The 21352-nt window shown below is 57.3% G+C and carries 17 protein-coding genes; 15 read left to right on the top strand and 2 right to left on the bottom strand.

Annotated features, from left to right (window positions below; genetic code table 11):
* Positions 1-25 precede the first annotated feature (25 nt).
* A complete protein-coding gene (locus AC5JQH_RS00455; protein WP_008171787.1) occupies positions 26-643 on the bottom strand; it encodes a hypothetical protein in 618 nt (205 codons plus the stop codon).
* A 189-nt stretch (positions 644-832) separates the two neighbouring features.
* Here AC5JQH_RS00455 and AC5JQH_RS00450 point away from each other — a divergent pair, with 189 nt between their 5' ends.
* The 10 genes from AC5JQH_RS00450 to AC5JQH_RS00405 all read left to right on the top strand — a co-directional run bounded on the left by AC5JQH_RS00450 (position 833) and on the right by AC5JQH_RS00405 (position 11967).
* Positions 833-1867: a DUF58 domain-containing protein gene (locus tag AC5JQH_RS00450; RefSeq protein ID WP_008171785.1), complete on the top strand. Its 1035-nt coding sequence runs from the start codon at positions 833-835 to the stop codon at positions 1865-1867.
* A gap of 5 nt (positions 1868-1872) precedes the next feature.
* Positions 1873-3954, top strand: coding sequence for a transglutaminase TgpA family protein (locus tag AC5JQH_RS00445; RefSeq protein WP_493805961.1), 2082 nt, complete (start codon positions 1873-1875; stop codon positions 3952-3954).
* On the top strand, positions 3947-4978 hold the full coding sequence (locus AC5JQH_RS00440) for a DNA polymerase III delta subunit-related protein (RefSeq protein WP_493805130.1): 1032 nt from the start codon (positions 3947-3949) through the stop codon (positions 4976-4978). Before AC5JQH_RS00445 ends, AC5JQH_RS00440 begins: the two co-directional genes overlap by 8 nt.
* Positions 4979-5095: 117 nt before the next feature.
* Positions 5096-5446 (top strand): PilZ domain-containing protein, encoded by a 351-nt coding sequence (locus tag AC5JQH_RS00435; protein WP_008171779.1) that lies wholly within the window; start codon positions 5096-5098, stop codon positions 5444-5446.
* Positions 5447-5459: 13 nt separating this feature from the next.
* The gene (locus AC5JQH_RS00430) at positions 5460-6410 is read left to right on the top strand and encodes an alpha/beta fold hydrolase (RefSeq protein WP_491713122.1); all 951 of its coding nucleotides are present in this window, start codon (positions 5460-5462) and stop codon (positions 6408-6410) included.
* Entirely contained in the window at positions 6403-7317 is a 915-nt protein-coding gene (locus AC5JQH_RS00425; RefSeq protein ID WP_050898270.1) for a DUF4892 domain-containing protein, read from the top strand. Before AC5JQH_RS00430 ends, AC5JQH_RS00425 begins: the two co-directional genes overlap by 8 nt.
* Positions 7318-7322: 5 nt before the next feature.
* Positions 7323-8537: a patatin-like phospholipase family protein gene (locus AC5JQH_RS00420; RefSeq protein ID WP_053115589.1), complete on the top strand. Its 1215-nt coding sequence runs from the start codon at positions 7323-7325 to the stop codon at positions 8535-8537.
* A gap of 88 nt (positions 8538-8625) precedes the next feature.
* A complete protein-coding gene (gene prmB, locus AC5JQH_RS00415; protein WP_053115374.1) occupies positions 8626-9528 on the top strand; it encodes a 50S ribosomal protein L3 N(5)-glutamine methyltransferase in 903 nt (300 codons plus the stop codon).
* Between the two features lie 37 nt (positions 9529-9565).
* Positions 9566-10660, top strand: coding sequence for a chorismate synthase (gene aroC, locus AC5JQH_RS00410; protein WP_008171766.1), 1095 nt, complete (start codon positions 9566-9568; stop codon positions 10658-10660).
* A 143-nt stretch (positions 10661-10803) separates the two neighbouring features.
* Positions 10804-11967, top strand: coding sequence for an MFS transporter (locus tag AC5JQH_RS00405; RefSeq protein WP_008171764.1), 1164 nt, complete (start codon positions 10804-10806; stop codon positions 11965-11967).
* A 3-nt stretch (positions 11968-11970) separates the two neighbouring features.
* On the opposite strand, the gene AC5JQH_RS00400 is transcribed toward AC5JQH_RS00405, so the two are convergent.
* Positions 11971-12843 (bottom strand): LysR family transcriptional regulator, encoded by an 873-nt coding sequence (locus AC5JQH_RS00400; RefSeq protein ID WP_008171762.1) that lies wholly within the window; start codon positions 12841-12843, stop codon positions 11971-11973.
* A 425-nt stretch (positions 12844-13268) separates the two neighbouring features.
* Between AC5JQH_RS00400 and leuC the strand changes: the two genes are divergently transcribed.
* The 5 genes from leuC to AC5JQH_RS00375 all read left to right on the top strand — a co-directional run bounded on the left by leuC (position 13269) and on the right by AC5JQH_RS00375 (position 21294).
* A complete protein-coding gene (gene leuC / locus AC5JQH_RS00395; protein ID WP_104271223.1) occupies positions 13269-14687 on the top strand; it encodes a 3-isopropylmalate dehydratase large subunit in 1419 nt (472 codons plus the stop codon).
* 16 nt (positions 14688-14703) lie between these two features.
* Complete coding sequence (leuD, locus tag AC5JQH_RS00390; RefSeq protein ID WP_493805129.1) at positions 14704-15351, top strand: 3-isopropylmalate dehydratase small subunit; 648 nt, start codon at positions 14704-14706, stop codon at positions 15349-15351.
* A gap of 59 nt (positions 15352-15410) precedes the next feature.
* Positions 15411-16484 carry a 3-isopropylmalate dehydrogenase gene (gene leuB / locus AC5JQH_RS00385; protein ID WP_493790901.1) on the top strand — a complete coding sequence of 358 codons (1074 nt, stop codon included), beginning with the start codon at positions 15411-15413 and terminating at the stop codon, positions 16482-16484.
* Positions 16485-16615: 131 nt separating this feature from the next.
* Positions 16616-17731 (top strand): aspartate-semialdehyde dehydrogenase, encoded by a 1116-nt coding sequence (asd, locus tag AC5JQH_RS00380; protein WP_008171753.1) that lies wholly within the window; start codon positions 16616-16618, stop codon positions 17729-17731.
* Between the two features lie 314 nt (positions 17732-18045).
* Positions 18046-21294 carry a FimV/HubP family polar landmark protein gene (locus tag AC5JQH_RS00375; RefSeq protein ID WP_491713123.1) on the top strand — a complete coding sequence of 1083 codons (3249 nt, stop codon included), beginning with the start codon at positions 18046-18048 and terminating at the stop codon, positions 21292-21294.
* Positions 21295-21352 lie beyond the last annotated feature (58 nt).

Genomic DNA, 21352 nt, shown 5'->3' with positions numbered 1-21352 from the left:
TCAAATCGAACCAACGAATTCTTCGTTACTGATCCGGCACCGCAATAGAAAGATCAAACCCACCACCAGGCCTTGGCGTCAAGGTAACCGGCCCTTCATTAATTGCTTGTGGAACCTGGATCTGGTCAATCCCCGGCGGGTTACCAATGCTGAAATTCACATTCTGCCCATCGAACCCAATCCCCAGTTGATCGTTAAGAAACGTCTGTGTAAAAGGCTCTTCCGGAATCTGTGCCTGCTGTCCGAAGATTATCGGTGGAATCGTTGGCGTAAACTCGGCCGGCGGCTGTGCCCGGGCGATTTCTTCCTGGGGCAGGAGCAGGGCGCGCCGTAGAAATTCCTCTTCGGCGTTTTCCAGCGCATCGGTCTTGCCTTCATCAACGTATCGTTGCAGGGCGTCCCGGTAGGCTTCTTCTTCCGCTTCGGTCAGCACCGGTTCGCCGGGGGAAATGGTGAGGGAGCGCAGGATGCGTTGCCGGTCGGCGTCGGATTTCTTCCGCTCTTTGGGTACAACAATAACGGCGGAATCCTTCACATAGGTTTCCACCATTTCGTCTGAGGTCATAGTCTGAACGCCAGCATAGGCAGGTAAAGCAACAACCAGACTGCTGATGGCGCTGGTGAGCAGGTGTCGGCGTTTCATAATCTGGACCCTTGTTGTTTAAAAAATACGCTCCCTGAGTCGAGTATTCGGTTTGTAGGACAGGAATTCAAGCTTGAAGATCCGGGATTGTGATCAGAATCTTTGATTTTTCGGTACTGTTACTAATCACAGCAAAATCATGGTCGAATACCATGAACTTTTTTGGCGTTGCAGGGCCTCAGTGACACTATGAAAAATCCGTTCAGAAACCGATTTCGTCGCTGGATTAACCGACGGATTCCGCGGTCCGATCTCCAGACCTTCAGTCAGAAAAACATCTTCATTCTGCCCACCGGCGCAGGGGTCGTGTTTGGCCTCTTGTTGGTCATCATGCTGTTAACCGGCATCAATTATCAGAACAGCCTGATTTATCTGGGCACGTTCCTCCTGGGTGCCGTTTTTGTCGGCGCCATGCACCAGACCCATCGGAATCTGTCTGGTGTTGAACTCACCCTGATCCAGCCGGGAGAGGGCTTTGCCGGCGATGATATTCCCTTCCGGTTCCGGCTCAGGGCGGGCCGGGACGATGCCATTGCCATCCTGCTTTCCTGTGAGGAATCGGGCCATGCCCCGGTGCATGTCCATTGCGGGCAGGCGCAGGACGTCAGCCTGCCAGTTCATTCCGCTCACCGGGGATACCTGCGCCCGGACAGGATCCGTATAGAAACCCGGTTTCCGTTTGGCTTGCTGAAGGCCTGGTCCTGGATCCGGCCGGTGTCCGCCGGTGTTGTCTTCCCCAGGCAGGTGCCCGCGCCGGAGGCGTTCAGCACCGTTGAGGACGGCGAGGAGTCTGCAGAGGTACGGTCCGTTGAAGGGAACGATCATGCCGATATCCGGCCCTGGCGGGAAGGTGATCTGAGCCAGCGGGTGCTTTGGAAGCGGTTTGCCCGAACCGGGCAGATGGTGGTTGCCGACTGGGAGGGTGAGCAGGGTAGTCCCTACTGGCTGGATTTTAATGCCTATCCGGGCGCGGATTATGAATTGCGGCTGAGTTACCTGGCGTATCTGGTAAACGAACGAGGCCGCAGTGGTGTGCGGTTTGGATTGAATCTTCCGGGGCAGATCATCGAGCCTGATTCCGGACCGGCCCATGCGGCCCGGTGCCTCCGGGTATTGGCAACCTGGGGTGAGGAGCGGCCGCGGGATGCGATGGCTGAGCCCCATGGAACGCGAAAGAAACAAAGAGAGACAACCTCCCAGTGGGTTACGGAGGGGCAGGCTTGAGTTTGATGGACCGCCTTAGAGGCAATGAGTCGGATGAAGGGACAACGACTAATCTGCCTTCCCGGGCTTTGCTCTGGCTGATTGCCAGTTTTGCCCTGTTACTGTCGCCCCAGTGGGACCGTCTGCCCCTGTGGCTGATCGCCGCCTGTGCCGTGTTGGCCGCGTGGCGATGGCTGGCGCAGTACGGGCGGGTAAGGCTTCCCGGCCGCTTGTTACGCACCGGGATCATGCTGGTGCTGATTGGTGTTTATGTCGCAACGGTTCAGGGGCGGTTTACGGTGGACACTGCCGCCTCGTTTTTTGTTCTCGCGGTGGGTCTCAAATGGCTGGAGACCCGGTCAGTCAGGGACTTCTATGTTCTGTTTTTTATCCTTGTCTATCTGGCAACGGTCAATTTTCTGTTCCATCAGGAGATTCTCTGGGCCCTGGTGAATTTCGCCGGCATAGCGCTATTGCTGGTGGGGTTACAGGTGCTGAATGCGCCGGAATTACCCGGGGGAATGACCTCTGGCTGGCGCAGGCTGGGTGGGATGTTTCTGAAGACACTGCCGATTGTGGTTCTGTTGTTTGTGTTTTTCCCGCGGATGTCGCCTTTGTGGAGCGTGCCGCTGGTATCGGGTGAGGCTCGTACGGGCATCAGCGACACCATGCGACCCGGCGATATTTCCAATCTTGCCCAGAGCAGTGAGCGAGCCTTCCGGGTAACGTTCGGAGGCGAGATGCCTGCCTACCGCGACCGGTACTGGCGGGGTCTGATTCTCGATTATCTGGATGGGGAGACCTGGCGCCAGGGCCAGCGCGAGGGTTTTCGCCCTCTTGGTCGGGTTGCGATTGATGGGGGCATAGGAGAGCTGGAATCGAACCAGTATGACGTTCTTCTGGAGCCAACCGATCAGCGCTGGGCGTTCGCACTTGAGAACTCCAGGGCGGTCTCGGACAACGTATTTGAAGACAGTGCCGATCTTTTCAGATTTCGACGTCCTGCCGACAGCCCGGTCCGTTACCGGCTGGCCCTGGAGGGAGAGGCTTCGACGGCTGAGACACAAAGCCCCGCCGAGTTGCGGCGTTACCTTCAGTTGCCCCGGGAAGGCAATCCGAGAGCCCGGGAGTTGGCCCGGGAGCTTCGTCGAAGTATGGGCGACGAGCAGGTGATTCGTGCTCTGTTGCAACGATTCCGTGAGCAGGAATACTTCTACACCCTGCGGCCACCGGCCATGCCCGATGATGGCATTGATTCCGTGTTGTTTGATGCAAAACGCGGTTTCTGCGCCCACTACGCGGGTGCAACCACCTTCGTTTTACGGGCTGCCGGTATTCCCTCGCGGGTTGTGGTCGGCTACCAGGGTGGCGAAACCGGAGCGGGGGGCGATTACCTGATTGTGCGCCAGTATGATGCCCATGCGTGGGTAGAAGCCTATGTCGATGGGCGAGGGTGGGTAAGGATCGATCCTACGGCGGCCATTGCGCCGGACAGGATCGAGTCCGGTCTTCGGGACGCCGTTGCCGAAGAGGGATCCTTTCTGGAGGATAACTGGGCCTCGCCTCAGCGTTACGCCGATGTCGCCCTGGTGCAGTGGGCAAGCCTTCAGCTTGATCGTATCAACTACCAGTGGCAGCGCTGGGTAGTGGGTTACCAGGGGCAGAGCCAGATGGATCTGATGTCCAGGCTGCCAGGTGGTTTCGGCATGCGCGAGCTGGGGTATATGACAGCCGGTATCGTTGGCGCCGGCTTGCTGATCGCCGGGCTGATTTCCGCTTTCCAGATGCGGCGCGGAGAACGACGTGACGCGTTTCGGAGAGTGGTGGATACCTGGCATCGGCTGTGTGCCAGTGCCGGGGTGCCCGTGCGCCATGGTGAAACGCCATCGGTGCTCGCGTCACGACTGGCGAAAGCGGAACCGGCGGCTGCGGATTCGGCGAGGCTTTTTGCCCGCCTGGTCAACAGCCATTACTATAGCGCTGATAAAGACGACGAGGGCGGTGAACAGCTGAAGCGAATGCGCCGCCTGCTCGCCACTATGAAGCGTCAACTACGGAAGCGCCAATTGCGCAGATCAAGGACCCGGACAGGAAGACCTCGTGACTGATATTGCCCAAGACATGCCCTGGCTCAGCCGCGCCTGGCAAACCGTCCAGAGCCGGGTAGCAGAAGACAGGCTCCCGCACGCCCTTATCCTTGCGGGGGAGCGTGGTGTGGGTAAGCGTGCCTGGGCCGGGGCGGTCGGCGGATTGTTGCTGTGTGATAACCCTCTGAACCGGGATTCTGGCCAGCCAATCGCCTGTGGCCATTGTAAGCAGTGCGAGCTCCTGGCCGCTGCCAGCCACCCCGATATCCGGGTTTATACGCCGGAAAAATCCCGCATGGTGAAGGTAGACCAGGTGAGGGCGCTGTCGTCGTTTGCGGTGGCGTCTCCCCAGGTGGCACACCACAAAGTGGCGATCATTGATCGTGCGGATCAATTGAATATCAATGCGGCGAATGCGTTACTCAAAACGCTGGAAGAGCCGCTGCCGAACGTGACCCTGATCCTGTTGCAGGAAAGCGGGCGTCCGGTCCTGCCCACCATTCGGTCCCGATGCCAGACATTGACTGTGCCGGTGCCCGCTAACAGCGAAGCGAACCAGTGGCTCGCGAGCCGTGTTCGGGAACTGCCCGAGGATGCGCAACCGTCTTCGGAGGTTCTGGCCAAAGCCCTGATGCTGGCGGGGAATGCGCCGAGGCTGGCTCTCGACTATGCCACCGGCGATTTCATTGGTCTGCGGGATACGGCGCTGGAACGGTTCAAGGAATTCATGAAATCCCGGATTCCGGTGGGTGAAGCCGCCAAGGCGTTCAAGGCGATGGGCCTGGAGGACACCCTGTGGTTGTTCGAAACCTGGGCAGCGGATCTGGCCCGCCTGATTGTTGGCGGCAATGCGCGGGACACCGATGCGGCCGATATGCTCGGCTTCCTTGCCAGGACCACTTCCGCCTGGCGGGCCCATGAACTGCTTGATATGGTAAAGGACTCTAGGGCGGCAAGTGTTTATAACGCCAGCCCGGAGCTGGAAGCGAGCCGGCTTCTGATTGCCTGGCAAAAGCTGATGCCGGTCAAACGGCCGGCAGCTTAGTTGCCCGGCCTCCGCCGGATTGCGCCTTTGGTGCCAACAGCTGCTATGATTCCGGAATGAAAGGGATTTTCAGATCCCGAAATTTATTCAAAACGATCTATTAGAAAGGTGTCAGTTATGGGGCCAGGATTTGGCGCGCGCAGTGGCATTCTTACCCTGACAATCAAGGATAAAGCAGTGCTCTACGCTGCATACATGCCTTATATCCGCCAGGGTGGCCTGTTCATCCCGACGCAGAAACAGTACCAACTGGGCGACGAGGTTTTCCTGCTTCTTAACCTGATGGATGAGCCGGAAAAGATCCCGGTTGCCGGCAAGGTCATATGGATAACGCCCAAGGGCGCCCAGGGTAACCGCGCGGCGGGAATCGGTGTCCAGTTCAACGGTGACGACGAGACCGCCCGCACCAAGATTGAATCCTATCTGGCAGGCTCACTGAGTTCCGATCGCCCAACCCACACAATGTAAAGGCGAGAGCTGGATGAACGATATGGCGATTCCCACGGAGGCTCCCTGCAGGCAACCAGAGGGCAGCGGCATCCAGGAAACCGCTCCGGCATTCCGGGAGTCGGAATGGAAGCTCAGGCACATCACCCTGGCCGGTCTCAGTTGGCCTCCGGCGACTGAAGCCCACGACAGTACTCCGATCATCATGCTGCACGGTTGGCTCGACAACAGCCTTACCTTTGTCAAGCTGGCACCGGAACTGACAGCTCTCGGGCCTGTTTACGCCCTGGACTTCGCCGGACATGGCCATTCCGGACACCGCCCGGAAGGCCAGAGTTACCTGCTGATGGACTATGTGGCGGATCTGGCTGAGCTGGTTGAGCGCTATTTCCAGGAGACACCGGATGGCAGGATCAACCTTGTTGGTCACTCTCTTGGTGGTATCGTCGGCGCTCTCTACGCGGCAGCTTTCCCTGAACGGATTCGGAATCTTGTGATGATCGACAGCCTGGGCGCACTGAGCCGTCCGGTTAAGGAAACCATTCCCCAGCTCCGGAAAGCTGTGAAAAAACGCATTGCCGGCTCTGGCCGCCAGGTTGTCTATCCGGATATCGCCACGGCCGCCAAAGCACGGGAGGGCGGGCTGAGCCCGCTCAGCCCCGAGGCCGCGCTGACACTCATTCCGCGCAATATGAAACCCGAGGGAGAGGGCTACGTCTGGCAGACCGATCCCAGGTTACGGCACCCGTCTCCATTGATGATGACCGAAGAGCAGGTGCTGGCTTCGCTGTCTGCTATCGAAACCCGTGTGCTTTTTGTCAGAGCCGATGCAGGACTTCTTTCGTACAGAAAGGATCTGGATAAACGCGCTGACGCTATCGCCAACCTCCAGATCGTAAACGTGCCGGGAGGTCACCATTGCCATCTGGATGGCGAGACCGGGCCGGCGGCAACAGCTATCAAACAATTCCTGGAAAATGAGTAATCGCTTGCTGAAATTACTGTTCACACGTTTCTTGGTTCCGATCCTCGGATTATTGGCACTGTCTTCCGGTGTGCAGTCTGCTCCTGATGATATGCCCGAGGCCTACCAACAGTCGACGCTTGAAGATACGGTCTCGATTCAGTCGTCGGGACACCTGGTATTGTTCAGCCCCGTGCGGGAAGTCAATAACGAGATTCGCTCCGAAACCCTGGCCCGCTTGCCCGTGACTGGGGAAGGGCGCCTGTACCGGATTGCCCGAGACTCAAGTCGCGAGGAAGCGCGGGACCACTACCTCGCTCTATTGCGCGAGAGAAACGCCCAGATTCTGTTCGAGTGCTCCAGTATCCGTTGTGGAAGAAGCAACGTATGGGCGAACCAGATCTTTAATCAGGCGGTTCTCTATGGCCGTGATGCAACCCAGGATTATCTGGTGGCGGGCACCGTTGCCGAGGACGGCGCCCGTTGGCTGACCCTCATTTACACGGTGACTCGCGGCAACCTTCGGGAGTATGTGTGGGTGGAGCACCTGCGGGTCGAATCCGGCGCGACCATTCCCGGCTTTGGCACCATGGCCAACCGCGTTGAAGGGCCGATTATTGTTCCCTGGCAAGGCGGTGTAACCTACCGGTTCGACTGGCAGGCAACGGATCGTAGGCGGGTGAATGATCTGGCCCGTGAAGAGGGTACGGTGGTTGCACTGGTGGGCTATTCTGTATTGGAGACTGATGAGTCCTTCAGTGATGCGATGGAGCGTGCCCGCCTGGCTACCGAATCGTTGTCGGAGGTCCTGTCCAAAACGGGTGTCTCCCGGGCTCAACAGGAGATAATCGTTGTGGGGCCGGCAGGTGTCTTCAGTGATCCAGACAGGCAGGGCGACCGGGTAGAAGTGGTGGTGATCTCGAGGTAATGATTATGGGCACATCAAAGGATGACGATCAGGATCCAAAGGACAAGCCCTCAGAGAAAGATCCGCAGGACAACGTCTCGAAGGTCCTGAGCAGCTCTGATGTCTCCGCTACCCGTGCTCCGGCAAACCCGGAAAAAGGCAAAGACCGGAACAAACCGCGCAAGACCGTGGCTCTGACGCTGGGAAGTGGTGGTGCCAGAGGGTATGCCCACATCGGCGCCATCGAAGTTCTGGTGGAGCGTGGCTACGACATCGTTGCTATCTCCGGCTGTTCCATGGGGGCCCTGATCGGCGGTATGTTCGGAGCCGGCAAGATGCAGGACTACAAGGACTGGGTTACCGGTCTGGGCCAGTTCGATGTCCTCAAGCTCCTGGATGTAACGTTCAATTCCGTGGGTGCTATTCGTGGCGAGAAGATTTTTTCGGTTGTAAGGGAAATGCTGGGAGATACCCGGATCGAAAACCTGCCCATTGCCTTTACGGCCGTGGCGACAGATCTGCTCGCCCACAAGGAAATCTGGTTTCAGGAAGGGCCTCTGGATCAGGCTATCCGCGCTTCGGTGGCGATTCCAAGTGTTGTCACACCTCTCGTTCTCAATGGCAGAGTCCTCGTGGACGGTGCCTTGCTCAATCCTTTGCCAATCATCCCGACCATTTCCTCCCACGCTGACATCATCGTTGCGGTCAATCTCAGTGGCGAGGATGACCGCCGTCGACGGATTCCGGACGCTGCGTTTACTCCAGGCGAGGCTGAAAACACGGATATGGACGAGTGGGTGGATACCATCCGTGAGAAGGCCTCGCGCTGGTTTGATTGGGATGCCCTGAAATCCCTGACTGCCCGGAAGCCGGACAACGGTGACAGCCCGGAAGAAAAGATCAGCCGGGCAGTGCACAAGAAAGAGCATCAAAAGCAGACGGATAAGAAGCCGGCTGACAAGAAGAGCCAGGAGGAGCACGAAACCATCGACTGGGACAAGCTCGGGATCGGCAAATTCGATGTGATGAACCTCACCATCGAGACCATGCAGAGTGCGCTTGTGCAGTACAAGATCGCGGGCTACCCGCCGGATTTGCTGGTGAATATCCCGAAGAATGCCTGTCGGAGCTACGATTATCACAAGGCCCCGGAATTGATTCAGCTGGGCCGTGAGCGGATGGCTGCTGCGCTGGATCGCTTTGAAGAAAGCCGGAACAGCTCCGGGCCTCTGGCTATCTGAACAATTTGTTGGCGGGGGCGGGCTGCAGTCGAGCGGGTAAACAGCGTATAATCCCGCGCTAACACGCTCTTGGACAGGATGTACGTTAGTGACCAGCCCTATTGACGACCTTCACAGCGTTCGGGATTACCTCCGCTACGCCTCCTCTCGGTTTGCTGCTTCGCCGCTGTTTTTCGGGCATGGCACGGACAATGTCTGGGATGAAGCCGTTCAGCTGGTTATGCGTAGCCTGCACCTTCCCCTTGAAAACAACACTCTGTTCCTGGATGCCCGTCTAACGCGGGAAGAGCGGGAGCTGGTACTGGAAAGAATCGCCCGGCGCGTGGAAGAGCGCGTACCTCTGGCGTATCTGCTCGGTGAAGCCTGGTTTATGGGCATGCCCTTTCATGTTGACGAACGGGTGTTGGTGCCGCGTTCCCCCATTGGTGAACTGATCGAGAATGGCTTTCAGCCGTGGCTCGGAGACAAGCCGGTGGAACGCATCCTTGATCTTTGCACCGGGAGCGGGTGCATTGGCATTGGTGCGGCATCTGTTTTCGGCGAGGCGGAAGTCGATCTGTCGGACATTTCTCCGGATGCACTTGAAGTGGCTGAATCCAATATCGACCTGCACGGAGTCCGCGAGCGGGTCCGTACCGTACAATCCGATGTCTTTGACAATATTGAAGGTCGCTACGACGTCATCGTTAGCAACCCGCCCTATGTGGATGCAGACGATCTCTCCAGCATGCCGGATGAGTACCGCCACGAACCTGAGCTGGGCCTTGCCGCCGGTAAAGACGGGCTCGACATCGCTCACAGAATCATTGCCAAAGCGGCCGAACATCTTACTCCTGGTGGACTACTGGTCGTGGAAGTCGGTAACAGCTGGGTTGCAATGGATGAGGCGTATCCGGATCTGCCACTAACCTGGCTGGAGTTCGAGAATGGGGGCGATGGCGTCTTTCTGATCACCGAGCCGGACCTGCGTCAGTGGCAGGCTTCCAGTTAAACTGAATTCTCATAAAAGCTGAACAAGATACTGAATTATGTCGGGAAACTCTTTCGGAAAACTGTTTACGGTTACCTCATTCGGCGAGAGCCACGGGCCTGCGCTGGGGTGCATCATTGATGGCTGCCCTCCGGGACTTGAGCTTTCGGAAGCGGACATGCAGCGGGACCTGGATCGCCGAAAGCCAGGCACATCCCGGCACACAACCCAGCGTCGTGAAGCCGACGAGGTGAGAATCCTCTCAGGCGTTTTCGAGGGTAAGACCACCGGAACGCCGATTGGCCTGCTGATTGAAAACACCGATCAGCGGTCCAAGGATTACTCAAAGATCTCCGAACAGTTTCGGCCGGCTCACGCTGATTACACCTACATGCACAAGTATGGTGTTCGCGACTATCGCGGCGGTGGTCGTTCGTCTGCCCGTGAGACCGCCATGCGGGTTGCTGCGGGTGCTGTTGCGAGAAAGTTCCTAGAACAGCGCCTGGGTATCAGGATTCGCGGCTATCTGTCGCAACTGGGGCCCATCAAGGCCGAGAAACTGGATTGGGATCAGGTTCACCAGAACCCGTTCTTCTGCCCGGATGCGGACAAGGTTCCCGAAATGGAAGCTTATATGGATGCCCTGCGCAAGGAGGGTGATTCCATCGGTGCCCGGATCAACGTGGTTGCCGAAGGCGTGCCACCGGGTCTCGGCGAGCCGATCTTTGACCGCTTGGATGCGGATCTGGCTCATGCACTGATGAGCATCAATGCGGTGAAGGGCGTCGAGATTGGCGCCGGTTTTGACTGCGTCGACCAGAAGGGCACCGAGCATCGTGACGAGATGACGCCGGAAGGGTTCCTTTCGAATAATGCCGGTGGTGTGCTTGGAGGTATTTCCTCAGGGCAACCGATCGTGGCCAGTATCGCATTGAAGCCCACGTCGAGTTTGCGCTTGTCGGGTCGCAGTATTGATGTGAACGGCGATCCCTGTGAAGTTATTACCACCGGGCGGCACGATCCATGTGTCGGTATCCGGGCGACGCCGATTGCGGAGGCGATGATGGCCATTGTGTTGATGGACCATTACCTGCGGCATCGTGGGCAGAATGCGGATGTTTCTGTTTCTACGCCGGTGATTGGGCAGCTCTGATTTTGTTTGTCAGGCTTGGTGAAGCTGCTTCGGCGGCACTCACTGCCCAAAAAACGCCCGTGAATACTTCCCTGTAGGGCTTGGTCGCGCCATCCTTGGCGCTCCACATTTTTGGGCAGTGAGTCCCGCCAAAACAGCCGGACTTGCGGGGTATTTCTATCTACTGGCGCCTCTCTAACCTCTATTTCTGGTTCTTCGCCCTCCTTGGCGGGCTCTTGCCGTATTGGTCCCTCTACCTTGAGGGCCAGGGCTTTTCCTACCTCCAGATCGCCACGCTCATGGCGACCATTCAGCTCACCAAAATCGTTGCTCCCAGCGTCTGGGGCTGGCTAGGGGACAGAACCGGCCAGCGTGTGCGTTTGGTGCGGTTCGGTGCCATTACCGGTTCGCTGTTTTTTGCCGGTGTGTTCATGGAGCCGGGGTTCTATGGCCTGCTGCTGGTCATGCTGGCGTTCACGTTTTTCTGGAATGCGATCTTGCCGCTGTATGAGGTGATCACGCTTCGAACCCTGGGCGAGCAGAAAGAGAAATACGGGCGGGTTCGGCTCTGGGGTTCGGTGGGGTTCATCGGAGCGGTTGCGCTGGTCGGCGGTTTGCTGGAACTGGTGCCGATTCAGAATCTCCCGTGGTTGTTGCTTCCGGTGTTTGCGGGCATTGCCGTATCCGCATTTCTGGTGCCTGCGGAGCGGGGTGAGCGAAAGGCGCCGGCTCCGAAAGGCAGTTTAAAGGCCATCGTCACGCACCCGGCAGTGGTGACGTTTTTTCTGATGAATTTCCTGCTGCAGGTTTCGCACGGAGCTTACTACACGTTCTTCAGTATCCATCTGGAGCAGCACGGGTACGGCAAGCTGTCGATTGGTTTGCTGTGGTCGCTGGGTGTTTTTGCGGAGATCGCACTGTTTCTGGTGATGCACCGGTTAACGCGCAATTTCACGGTTCGCCAGATTGCGATCGGCGCGCTTACGCTCACCATGATTCGATGGGTACTGATCGCGGAGCTGACGGATGTTGTCCTCGTCCTGCTGTTCGCCCAGCTGCTGCATGCAGCATCTTACGGTGCGCTGCATGCAATCTCTGTCCAGTACATCCAGGGCTTTTTTGGCAAGCACCATCACGGGCAGGGGCAGGCCCTCTACAGCGGCCTCACCTTCGGTGCTGGCGGTGCGCTTGGGGCCTGGTTGTCGGGGTTCCTGGTGGATGGGTTCAGTACCTCGGCGGCTTTCTGGGGTGGTGCGGCCGCCATGGCCGTCGCAATCGTGATCACCTGGCGAGGCCTTCGGCCGCCGCCAGCCCATGGCGAGGGTTAAACCTCAGGCGCTTTCCTCTTCCTGCACGATGGTGAGTAACGCTTTGGCCGCGTTGCTGAGCTGCCGCCCGGATAACCCGATCCCCCCGAGGACACGAGAAACTGGCTTGCCCACATCCAGTACCCTAAGGCTGTCGTCAATCATGCGCAGGGGCAGCACACTCCAGCCCAGGCCCACACTGGTCATCATCTTGATGGTTTCCAGGTAGTTGGTTGGCATTTGCGGGTTCAGGTGCAGATTCGCCTCCAGAAACAACCGGCTCACAACCCGATAGGTTGCGGTGCTGGTGTCGGGCAATAGTGCCGGGTGGTCTGCTAGGTCTGTAAGCCTCGGATTTTCGAGTGACGCCAGGGGGTGCTCGGCGCCCACCACAAACACCATCTGGTCCGGCCATTGGGCAAACACATGAAAGCTCGGTTCCATGCTGTCACTCAGCGTCACGAATGCCAGCTCCGCATTACGTTTACGCATCTGCTCGTAGGCGGCATCGGATTCCATGAACTGCAGGTTGATGGACACCTGAGGGTATTCCCGTTTGAACCGTCGTAGCCAATTTGGCAAATGATGCAGACCGATGTGATGGCTGGCGATGATTTGCAGCTCGCCCTGGACTTGTCCAGAGTCCGGCGACAACGCCACCCGGGCGTTGTGAATTTCATCGAGGATCCGACGTGCATGGGGAAGCAAACGACTGCCGGCATCAGTCAGACGAATCTGGCGGTGGCTACGATCGATCAGGCTGGTGCCAAGCTGGTTTTCCAGGGCAGCCAAACGTTTCGAGATGGCCGGCTGTGTCAGGTGCAGGATTTCCGCGGCTTCTGAGAAGGAGCCCTGATCGACAATGGTCAAAAATGCCTTTAATGCGTTTGAGTCCATATATGTGTTCCCGGATTTCGAAATATGGTGCAGGTCCCGGCTTGGAACAGCATTTTCAAAACACGCCAACAAGCACGTCCATGTGGGCTCGAATCGGGCCATCCCTGGCCCTCTACGGTTTTGAAAACGCTGCTCCAACCCGCTCCCCAGAGTGTGGCCAATATCCGCAGCGCATGGGGAGTATGGAGGGATGAGCCTCCCAAAACCGTGGAGCGCCAGGGATGGCGCGACCGAGCCCTACATGGATGTATTTACGGGCGTGTTTTGGGAGGCTTATCCCTTCATGCGACCTTCTCAGAATCTTAAAGTATTACCATAAGGCATGCGATAGATAAAAAACATGAATTGAGGTTATCCGGTCGCAGGCGGTAAGATACCGTTATCAAACGTCAGAACCAAAAACCCCCAGAGAGTGAGAGAGAACCATGGCGGGCAAAACCTTATACGACAAATTGTGGGACGATCATCTCGTCAAACAGCGCGACGACGGCTCCGCGTTGATTTATATCGATCGTCAGTTACTGCACGAAGTGACATCACCCCAGGCTTTTGAAGGTCTGCGTCTGGCGGGGCGGAAGCCGTGGCGGATTGATGCCAACATTGCGACGCCGGACCATAACGTGCCTACCACGGATCGTGATCGTGGTGTCGAAGGTATTGTTGACCCGGTTTCCCGGATCCAGGTGGAAACACTGGACAAGAACTGCGACGAGTTCGGGATTCTTGAGTTCAAGATCAAGGATCAACGTCAGGGCATCGTGCACGTTATCGGGCCCGAGCAGGGCGCAACGTTGCCGGGCATGAGTATTGTTTGTGGGGATTCCCATACATCCACCCACGGTGCCTTCGGTTGCCTGGCTCATGGTATTGGCACCAGTGAAGTTGAACATGTGCTGGCCACCCAGTGTCTGGTGCAGCAGAAAATGAAAAACATGTTGGTGAAGGTCAATGGCAAACTGGGGCCGGGCGTTACCGGCAAGGATGTTGTGCTGGCCATCATTGGCAAGATCGGGACTGCCGGTGGTACCGGGCACGCCATTGAGTTTGGGGGCGAAGCCATCCAGGGCCTGAGCATGGAAGGGCGGATGACTATCTGCAACATGTCCATCGAAGCCGGTGCGCGGGTTGGTATGGTAGCGGTTGATGACACCACCATCGAATACGTTCGCAATCGTCCGTTTGGGCCCAAGGGCGGGCAGTGGGATGCTGCAGTTGAATACTGGCGCACCTTGCATAGCGATAGCGATGCAGTCTTCGACAAGGTTGTTGAGCTCGAAGGCTCGGAAATCCAGCCGCAGGTGAGCTGGGGTACGTCGCCTGAAATGGTGGCCGGAATTGATGGCAAGGTGCCCGATCCGGAACAGGAAGCCGATCCGATCAAGCGTGAAGGCATTGTTCGCGCTCTCAAGTACATGGGTTTGCAGCCCAATATGGCGATTACCGATATCAAGCTGGATCGTGTGTTCATTGGCTCCTGTACCAACAGCCGGATTGAGGACCTGCGCGAGGCCGCGGCCGTGGTGAAAGGGCGGAAGGTGTCGCCGATTCTGAAGCAGGCCATGGTGGTTCCCGGTTCCGGTCTGGTGAAAGCCCAGGCGGAGCAGGAAGGTCTGGACAAGATCTTTATCGAAGCCGGTCTTGAGTGGCGCGACCCGGGCTGTTCGATGTGCCTGGCCATGAACGCCGACAAGCTGGGGCAGGGGGAGCATTGTGCTTCCACGTCGAACCGGAACTTCGAGGGCCGTCAGGGCTTTGGCGGGCGTACCCATCTGGTGAGCCCGGCCATGGCTGCTGCTGCCGCAGTGACCGGTCATTTCGTTGATGTCCGTGAGCTGATGAACTGATCCACAGGAGAGAACCATGCGCGCATTGAAGCAACACCAGGGCGTTGTCGCCCCCATGGACCGTTCCAACGTGGATACGGACATGATCATTCCCAAGCAGTTTCTGAAGTCCATCAAGCGCACGGGCTTCGGCCCGAACCTGTTTGATGAGTTGCGGTATATGGATGAAGGCAAACCGGATCAGGATTGTTCCACCCGTCCGATTAATCCGGATTTTGTCCTGAATCAGGACCGCTACAAGAACGCCAGTGTATTGTTGGCGCGACGTAACTTTGGCTGTGGTTCAAGCCGGGAGCACGCGCCCTGGGCTCTGGAGGATTTCGGGTTCCGGGTGATTATTGCTCCGAGTTTTGCCGATATTTTCTATAATAACTGCTGTAAGAACGGGTTGTTACCCATTATTCTTCCAGAGGAAATTGTCGATCGTTTATTCCGGGAAGTGGAGCAGAGTGAAGGCTATCAGTTGGCAGTCGACCTGGAAGCCAGGACTGTAACTACCCCATCCGGCGAAACCTTTACCTTTGAGGTGGATGATTTCCGTCGTCATTGCCTGCTGAACGGCCTGGATGATATTGGCGTGACGCTGGAAGATGCTGAGCTGATCCGGTCTTACGAAGATAGCCGCCGTAAAACTGCGCCCTGGCTGTTTGGTGCTGGGCGGTAATAGGCAGTCCGATTACGCTGGCTCTAATTCGACCTGAAGGAATGGAACAAGGAAAAAACATGCCCAGAACTATCCTGATGCTTCCCGGCGACGGTATCGGTCCGGAAATTGTCGCTGAAGCGGAAAAAGTGCTCAACAAGATCAATGATCAGTTCAGTCTCGGCCTGAATTTCGAGTCCGGCCTCGTGGGCGGTGCGGCGATTGATGAAACCGACACACCGCTGCCGGATGAAACCCTCGAAAAGGCCACCAGAGCCGACGCGATCCTTCTGGGTGCCGTGGGCGGTCCTCAGTGGGACAGTCTGCCGATGGCCAAGCGCCCGGAGAAGGGGTTGCTGGGGTTGCGCTCTAACCTGGACCTGTTTGCAAACCTGCGCCCGGCAATTCTTTATCCGCAACTGGCGTCCGCCTCTTCTCTGAAGCCGGAAGTTGTTTCCGGGCTGGATATCATGATTGTCCGTGAACTGACTGGCGGCATCTATTTTGGTCAGCCGCGCGGTGTGCGCGAACTTGAGAGCGGAGAGCGCCAGGGTTACAACACCTACGCCTACACAGAATCGGAAATTCGTCGTATCGGGCGGGTGGCTTTTGAGGCCGCGCAGCAGCGGGGCAAAAAGCTGTGCTCCGTGGACAAAGCCAACGTGCTGGAAGTGACTGTTCTATGGCGGGAAATCATGAACGATCTCCGCCGGGAATATCCGGGCGTGGAGCTGTCTCATATGTACGTGGACAATGCCGCCATGCAGCTGGTCCGTGCCCCCAAGCAGTTTGACGTGATTGTGACTGGCAACATGTTTGGTGATATTCTTTCGGACGAAGCGGCTATGCTCACCGGCTCGATCGGCATGTTGCCATCGGCGTCGCTGAACTCCGAAAAGCAGGGCATGTATGAGCCCTGCCACGGGTCTGCGCCGGATATTGCCGGGCAGGGCATTGCCAATCCGCTGGCCACCATCCTCAGTGCTGCCATGATGCTGCGGTACAGCCTGAATGAGGAAAAAGCTGCTGAAGCCATTGAAGCGGCGGTCAGCAAGGTCCTGGATCAGGGTCTGCGAACAGCGGACATCATGTCTGAGGGCGCAAAGAAAGTGTCCACCCGGGAAATGGGGGAGGCGGTTCTGGCTGCACTGTAAAGAGGCCAGGCCCTGACAGGCGTATTTGAGACCCGACGGCAACGCGATGCAGTTGCCGCGGGATCACCCATCCTGTCCCTGCCAGCGATAAAGGCATGGGGCGGGCATAAAACGAGGTCTGAAGATCGCACATGAAGCGAGTTGGACTTGTAGGTTGGCGTGGCATGGTGGGCTCGGTCCTCATGCAACGCATGCGTGAAGAAAACGATTTCGCCGATATCGAACCGGTGTTTTTCACCACATCCCAGGCTGGCAAGCCTGCGCCGGACGTGGGAAAAGACGACGTTCCTCCTCTGCAGGACGCGTTTGACGTCGAGATTCTGAAAACCATGGATGTCATCGTGACCTGTCAGGGTGGCGACTACACCGGTGCGGTTTATCAGAAGCTCCGTGACGCGGGCTGGGAAGGTTACTGGATTGATGCAGCCTCCACCCTGCGGATGGTCGACCACTCTGTGATTGTTCTGGATCCGGTCAACCGAAACGTGATTGATGCTGCGCTTGAGAAAGGCGTCAAGGACTACATCGGTGGTAACTGCACCGTGAGCCTTATGATGCTGGCTTTGGGTGGCCTGCTTGAACAGGATCTGATCGAGTGGGTGTCGCCCATGACTTATCAGGCGGCTTCCGGTTCTGGCGCTCAGAACATGCGCGAGCTGTTGAACCAGATGGGCGAGCTCAACAAAAGCGTCCAGTCCGAGCTGGATGATCCTTCCTCCGCGATTCTGGAGATTGACCGCAAGGTAACCGAAACCATGCGTTCGGACGGCTTCCCGACCGAGCACTTCCAGGTGCCCCTGGCCGGCAGTCTTATCCCGTTCATCGACAAGCAGCTCGACAACGGCATGAGCAAGGAAGAGTGGAAGGCGGGGGTCGAGACCAACAAAATTCTCGGGCGCTCCGATAACCCGATTCCCATCGACGGCATCTGTGTGCGGATTGGCGCAATGCGCTCCCACAGTCAGGCGCTGACAATCAAGCTGAAGAAGGATCTCCCGGTTTCTGAAATCGAGTCGATCCTTGCGAAAGCGAATGACTGGGTGAAAGTGATTCCCAATGACCGTGATGCGACCATTGAGGAACTTACTCCAGCGAAGGTGACCGGTACCTTGAGCGTTCCTATCGGCCGTATCCGCAAGCTGACCATGGGGCCGGAATACATTTCCGCGTTTACGGTGGGTGATCAGCTCCTGTGGGGGGCTGCTGAGCCGCTGCGCCGTATGCTCCGGATCCTTCAGGAGCGTTAAAAATTGTTACACAGAGGCAATAAATGCCAACTGTGTCCGGTTTCGATAAACCGGTGAGGGGGCGGAGGCTGATTTCAGCCTCCGCCCCTGTTATTTTCAAGAGCGCTAGGTAGTTCCGCGTGATTGATAAAAAAATGGTACAAGGATTGCGGCTGATTGATTGATAAAAGAGGTTTTATCAACAATACTTGCCGGACTGAAAATTAAAAAGAACACATAATAACGAGAATTATCAAGACGAAAGTCATCCAACCTCGTCCGATTCTGTTTGAAAAAGAGCAGTAACGAATAACGGAGACTGGAAAGGAAAAAGCATGAAGGTACGCAAGCTTGCGGTTGCCCTGGCTCTGGCGGGAGGGCTCGGATCCGGCGTCGCACAGGCCCTGGGGCTGGGTGAAATAGAACTTCAGTCCTATCTGAACGAGCCACTGGACGCAGAGATTGTTCTGCCCCAAAGCCGTGGCGTCAATCCAGCGGACGTGTTCGTCAATATTGCCTCGGAACAGGCATATGAGCGGGTGGGGCTGGATCGCAACCAGTTTCTCAGTAAGCTCAGGTTCCAGGTGGTCACCGGCAATGATGGCAGTCTCATTGTCAATGTGTCCTCCCGTGAACCTCTGAGGGAACCGTACCTCAACTTCCTGCTTGAGTTGACCTGGCCAAACGGCCGGTTAATGCGGGAATACGCCGTTCTGGTGGATCCACCTGTATACGCGGAAGAGTCCGGCGTGCAGGAACAGGTCAGCACTCCAACAGTCTCCACGTCCCAGACAACCAGCCAACCGACGACCACTCGCAGTGCCGAATCAGTTCGTCGCCAGGCTCAGGCCGAGCGGTCGCTGGGTTCCGGATATCAGGCTGATACATTCGGGCCCACCGGAGCTTCAGACACATTGTGGACCATCGCGTCTCAAGTGCGTCCAGACAACAGTGTCTCTATGCAGCAGGTCATGCTGGCAATCCAGGACCTGAACCCGAACGCATTCATTGGCAATAACATCAATCGACTGAAGCGCGGTGAAGTGCTGCGTGTCCCGTCTTTGGACCAGATCCAGAGTCGAACTCGCGCTGAAGCTACTCGCGTGGTTGCCCAGCAGAATCAGGAATTCCAGACTCCCCAGCGCACAGTCGATGCAACCGCCGAGCAGCAGGCAGCGTCCGCGCCCCAACAGCAGGCTGGCGCCGGAGGTGATGAACTCAAACTCGTGGTGTCCGAGGACGCCGGCAGTGAGGGCAGCGAAAGTGGCTCCGCGGGCGGTGACAGCGAACTGCCGGGCGGCGTTGATGCCGGCACAGCGGTCGCGATGGAAGAGCTCGAAAGCGCTCGCCGGGAGAACGATGAGCTGAACAGTCGTGTTGAGGACCTGCAGGACCAGGTGCAGACTCTGCAGCGCCTGCTTGAGCTCAAGAATACCCAGCTTGCTGAAATGCAGCAGACTGCTGGTGATGAAACGGCAGAGCAGACCGCACCCGTTGAAAGTCCGGCTGCCGATGACGGAGCAGCGGAATCTGTCGCCATGGACGAGGCCGTTGAAGGTGATACGGCACCCGTCGATTCGGACATGATGGACGGTGAAGCTGGGGATGCGGAAGCTGCGGGTGAATCAGGCGACATGGCCGAGTCCGAGGCTATGGTCGATGAAACTGACGAAATGGCCGGTTCCGATCAGGCAACCGATGATCAGATGGGTGCCGATGCCGGTAACGCATCAGAACAGGCTGAAATGTCTGGAGCGGATGAGCCCGCGGTTGCGGCTACCGATGATGCGGTTGAAGCAACTGAGGCGGCGGAGCCAGCCCCGACACAAACAGAGCAATCTGCAGAGCCTGCGCCCAAGCCTGCTCAACAGGCTCCGGCTGCCGATAAAGGTTTCCCCGGTAACGTTATTGATGCCATAACTGGTAATCCGATGTATCAGATTGCCCTTGGTGGCGGTCTGATCGTTCTGCTGTTGCTTCTCCTGCTGCTTGCCCGCCGCAATGCAAACCGGGAAAAGGCGTTTTACGAACAGCTGAACAATGAAACCGACGAAGAAACGGATTCCTTCGATCTGAGCCTGGATGAAGAGGATCAGCAATCTGCGGCTGGCGACGCCCTGGCCGAGGCTGACTCTTACATTGCCTATGGCCAGCATGATCGGGCTGCCCAAGCTCTGGAAACCGCAATTTCCCGTGAGCCCAGTCGCACCGATCTGCGCTTGAAGCTGCTCGGTGTCTACGCAGATACCCAGGATCGCGACTCTTTCGAAAAACAATTCGGAGAGGTCGAGGCTCTGGACGATGAAGAAGCGCTGACCACCGCGAACGAGCTGCGCGCACGGCTGGAAGAGGCGGAGTCGATGCCCAGCATCGATGACCTTGAGTCTCAGTTACGTTCCGATTCGTTTGCCACATCCTATGATTCTGACGAAACCGGTGATGAGTCCATTGAGAAGCAGGACAAGCCTGAATCTGAAGAACTTCTCGCCGATCAGTTCGATTCCGAAAAAGAAGAGCCGGCCGAGAACGAGTTTGGCGACTTTGATTCGGAGCTTTCAGAGACTGACCTGTCTGATTTCGAGCTTGATGAGCTTGACGAATCCGAGGCCAGCAAGGAGGACGCATCCGGCGAGGGCAAAGAAGAAAGCCGGGACGACATGATCGAATACGATCTCTCGGGTCTGGAGATGGAATCGGATGAACAAAAGCCTTCGATCGAAGACACCTCAGAGCTTGAGGAGTCCACTGACTGGGATCTGTCTTCGGAATTCGAAGCGGACTCTGACAGGCCAACCGGTACAGAGCAGACGCTCGACGATTCTGATGACGACCTGAGCCTCGATCTGGAAGAGGGTGATCTGGACGAAGGAGACCTGGCGGAGGAGCTGCCAGACGAAAGGCCGAAAACCACCTCCGAGGAAGGCTCTGAGCAGGGTGCTGATTTGGACGGCGACTCCGACGTTGATTCGCTGGACGAGTCATTCCTGGACGAGCTCGATGCTGAGCTGGACAAGGTAGCCGGTGAAGAAGACGAGCTTGGTGGCAGTGAGATGGAAGAATCTTCACTGGATGACCTGGAACTGGACGTGTCCGATGAAGACCTGGCACTGATGGAAGAGTTTTCCGATTCTGCCGATTCAGCCAACCCCGAGGAGAGCGAAGAGGCGTCACTCGATGAAGAGCTTGGTCTTGAGGACACGCTCGGTGAGGGCGATGCAGAGGAAGCGGATCCTGAACAGACGGTTGAAGATGCCGAGGATCTCGAGCAACTGGGTGTAACTGATGAGCTCGAAGACTCGGAGACATCTGAAAGTGATCTTGATCTCCCGGTCGCGTCTGATGAGGTTTCCGATGAGTCGCGCAAATCGCAGGTTGCGGACATCGATGAAAGCGAACTCGGTGACGAGGACGATTTCGACTTCCTGGCCGGAACCGATGAGGCCGCTACCAAACTGGATCTGGCGCGGGCCTACATCGAGATGGGTGACACCGACGGAGCTCGCGACATCCTGGAAGAAGTCTCCCTTGAAGGAAACGAAGACCAGAAAGCAGAGGCGCAAGACCTCCTTAAAAATCTGTCCTGATCCGTTATAATCGGGTCTGACAGGTAGCAAGCGCCGGCCGCCGGGTAATCCTCCCGGC

Source organism: Marinobacter sp. H13 (assembly GCF_059072335.1).
This window is presented reverse-complemented; position numbering and strand designations above follow the sequence as displayed.

Coding starts and splice junctions, on each gene's coding strand:
- AC5JQH_RS00455 (WP_008171787.1), bottom strand. CDS start 643: ATGAAACGCCGACACCTGCTCACCAGCGCCATCAGCAGTCTGGTTGTT.
- AC5JQH_RS00450 (WP_008171785.1), top strand. CDS start 833: ATGAAAAATCCGTTCAGAAACCGATTTCGTCGCTGGATTAACCGACGG.
- AC5JQH_RS00445 (WP_493805961.1), top strand. CDS start 1,873: ATGGACCGCCTTAGAGGCAATGAGTCGGATGAAGGGACAACGACTAAT.
- AC5JQH_RS00435 (WP_008171779.1), top strand. CDS start 5,096: ATGGGGCCAGGATTTGGCGCGCGCAGTGGCATTCTTACCCTGACAATC.
- AC5JQH_RS00430 (WP_491713122.1), top strand. CDS start 5,460: ATGAACGATATGGCGATTCCCACGGAGGCTCCCTGCAGGCAACCAGAG.
- AC5JQH_RS00425 (WP_050898270.1), top strand. CDS start 6,403: ATGAGTAATCGCTTGCTGAAATTACTGTTCACACGTTTCTTGGTTCCG.
- AC5JQH_RS00420 (WP_053115589.1), top strand. CDS start 7,323: ATGGGCACATCAAAGGATGACGATCAGGATCCAAAGGACAAGCCCTCA.
- aroC (WP_008171766.1), top strand. CDS start 9,566: ATGTCGGGAAACTCTTTCGGAAAACTGTTTACGGTTACCTCATTCGGC.
- AC5JQH_RS00400 (WP_008171762.1), bottom strand. CDS start 12,843: ATGGACTCAAACGCATTAAAGGCATTTTTGACCATTGTCGATCAGGGC.
- leuC (WP_104271223.1), top strand. CDS start 13,269: ATGGCGGGCAAAACCTTATACGACAAATTGTGGGACGATCATCTCGTC.
- leuD (WP_493805129.1), top strand. CDS start 14,704: ATGCGCGCATTGAAGCAACACCAGGGCGTTGTCGCCCCCATGGACCGT.
- leuB (WP_493790901.1), top strand. CDS start 15,411: ATGCCCAGAACTATCCTGATGCTTCCCGGCGACGGTATCGGTCCGGAA.
- asd (WP_008171753.1), top strand. CDS start 16,616: ATGAAGCGAGTTGGACTTGTAGGTTGGCGTGGCATGGTGGGCTCGGTC.
- AC5JQH_RS00375 (WP_491713123.1), top strand. CDS start 18,046: ATGAAGGTACGCAAGCTTGCGGTTGCCCTGGCTCTGGCGGGAGGGCTC.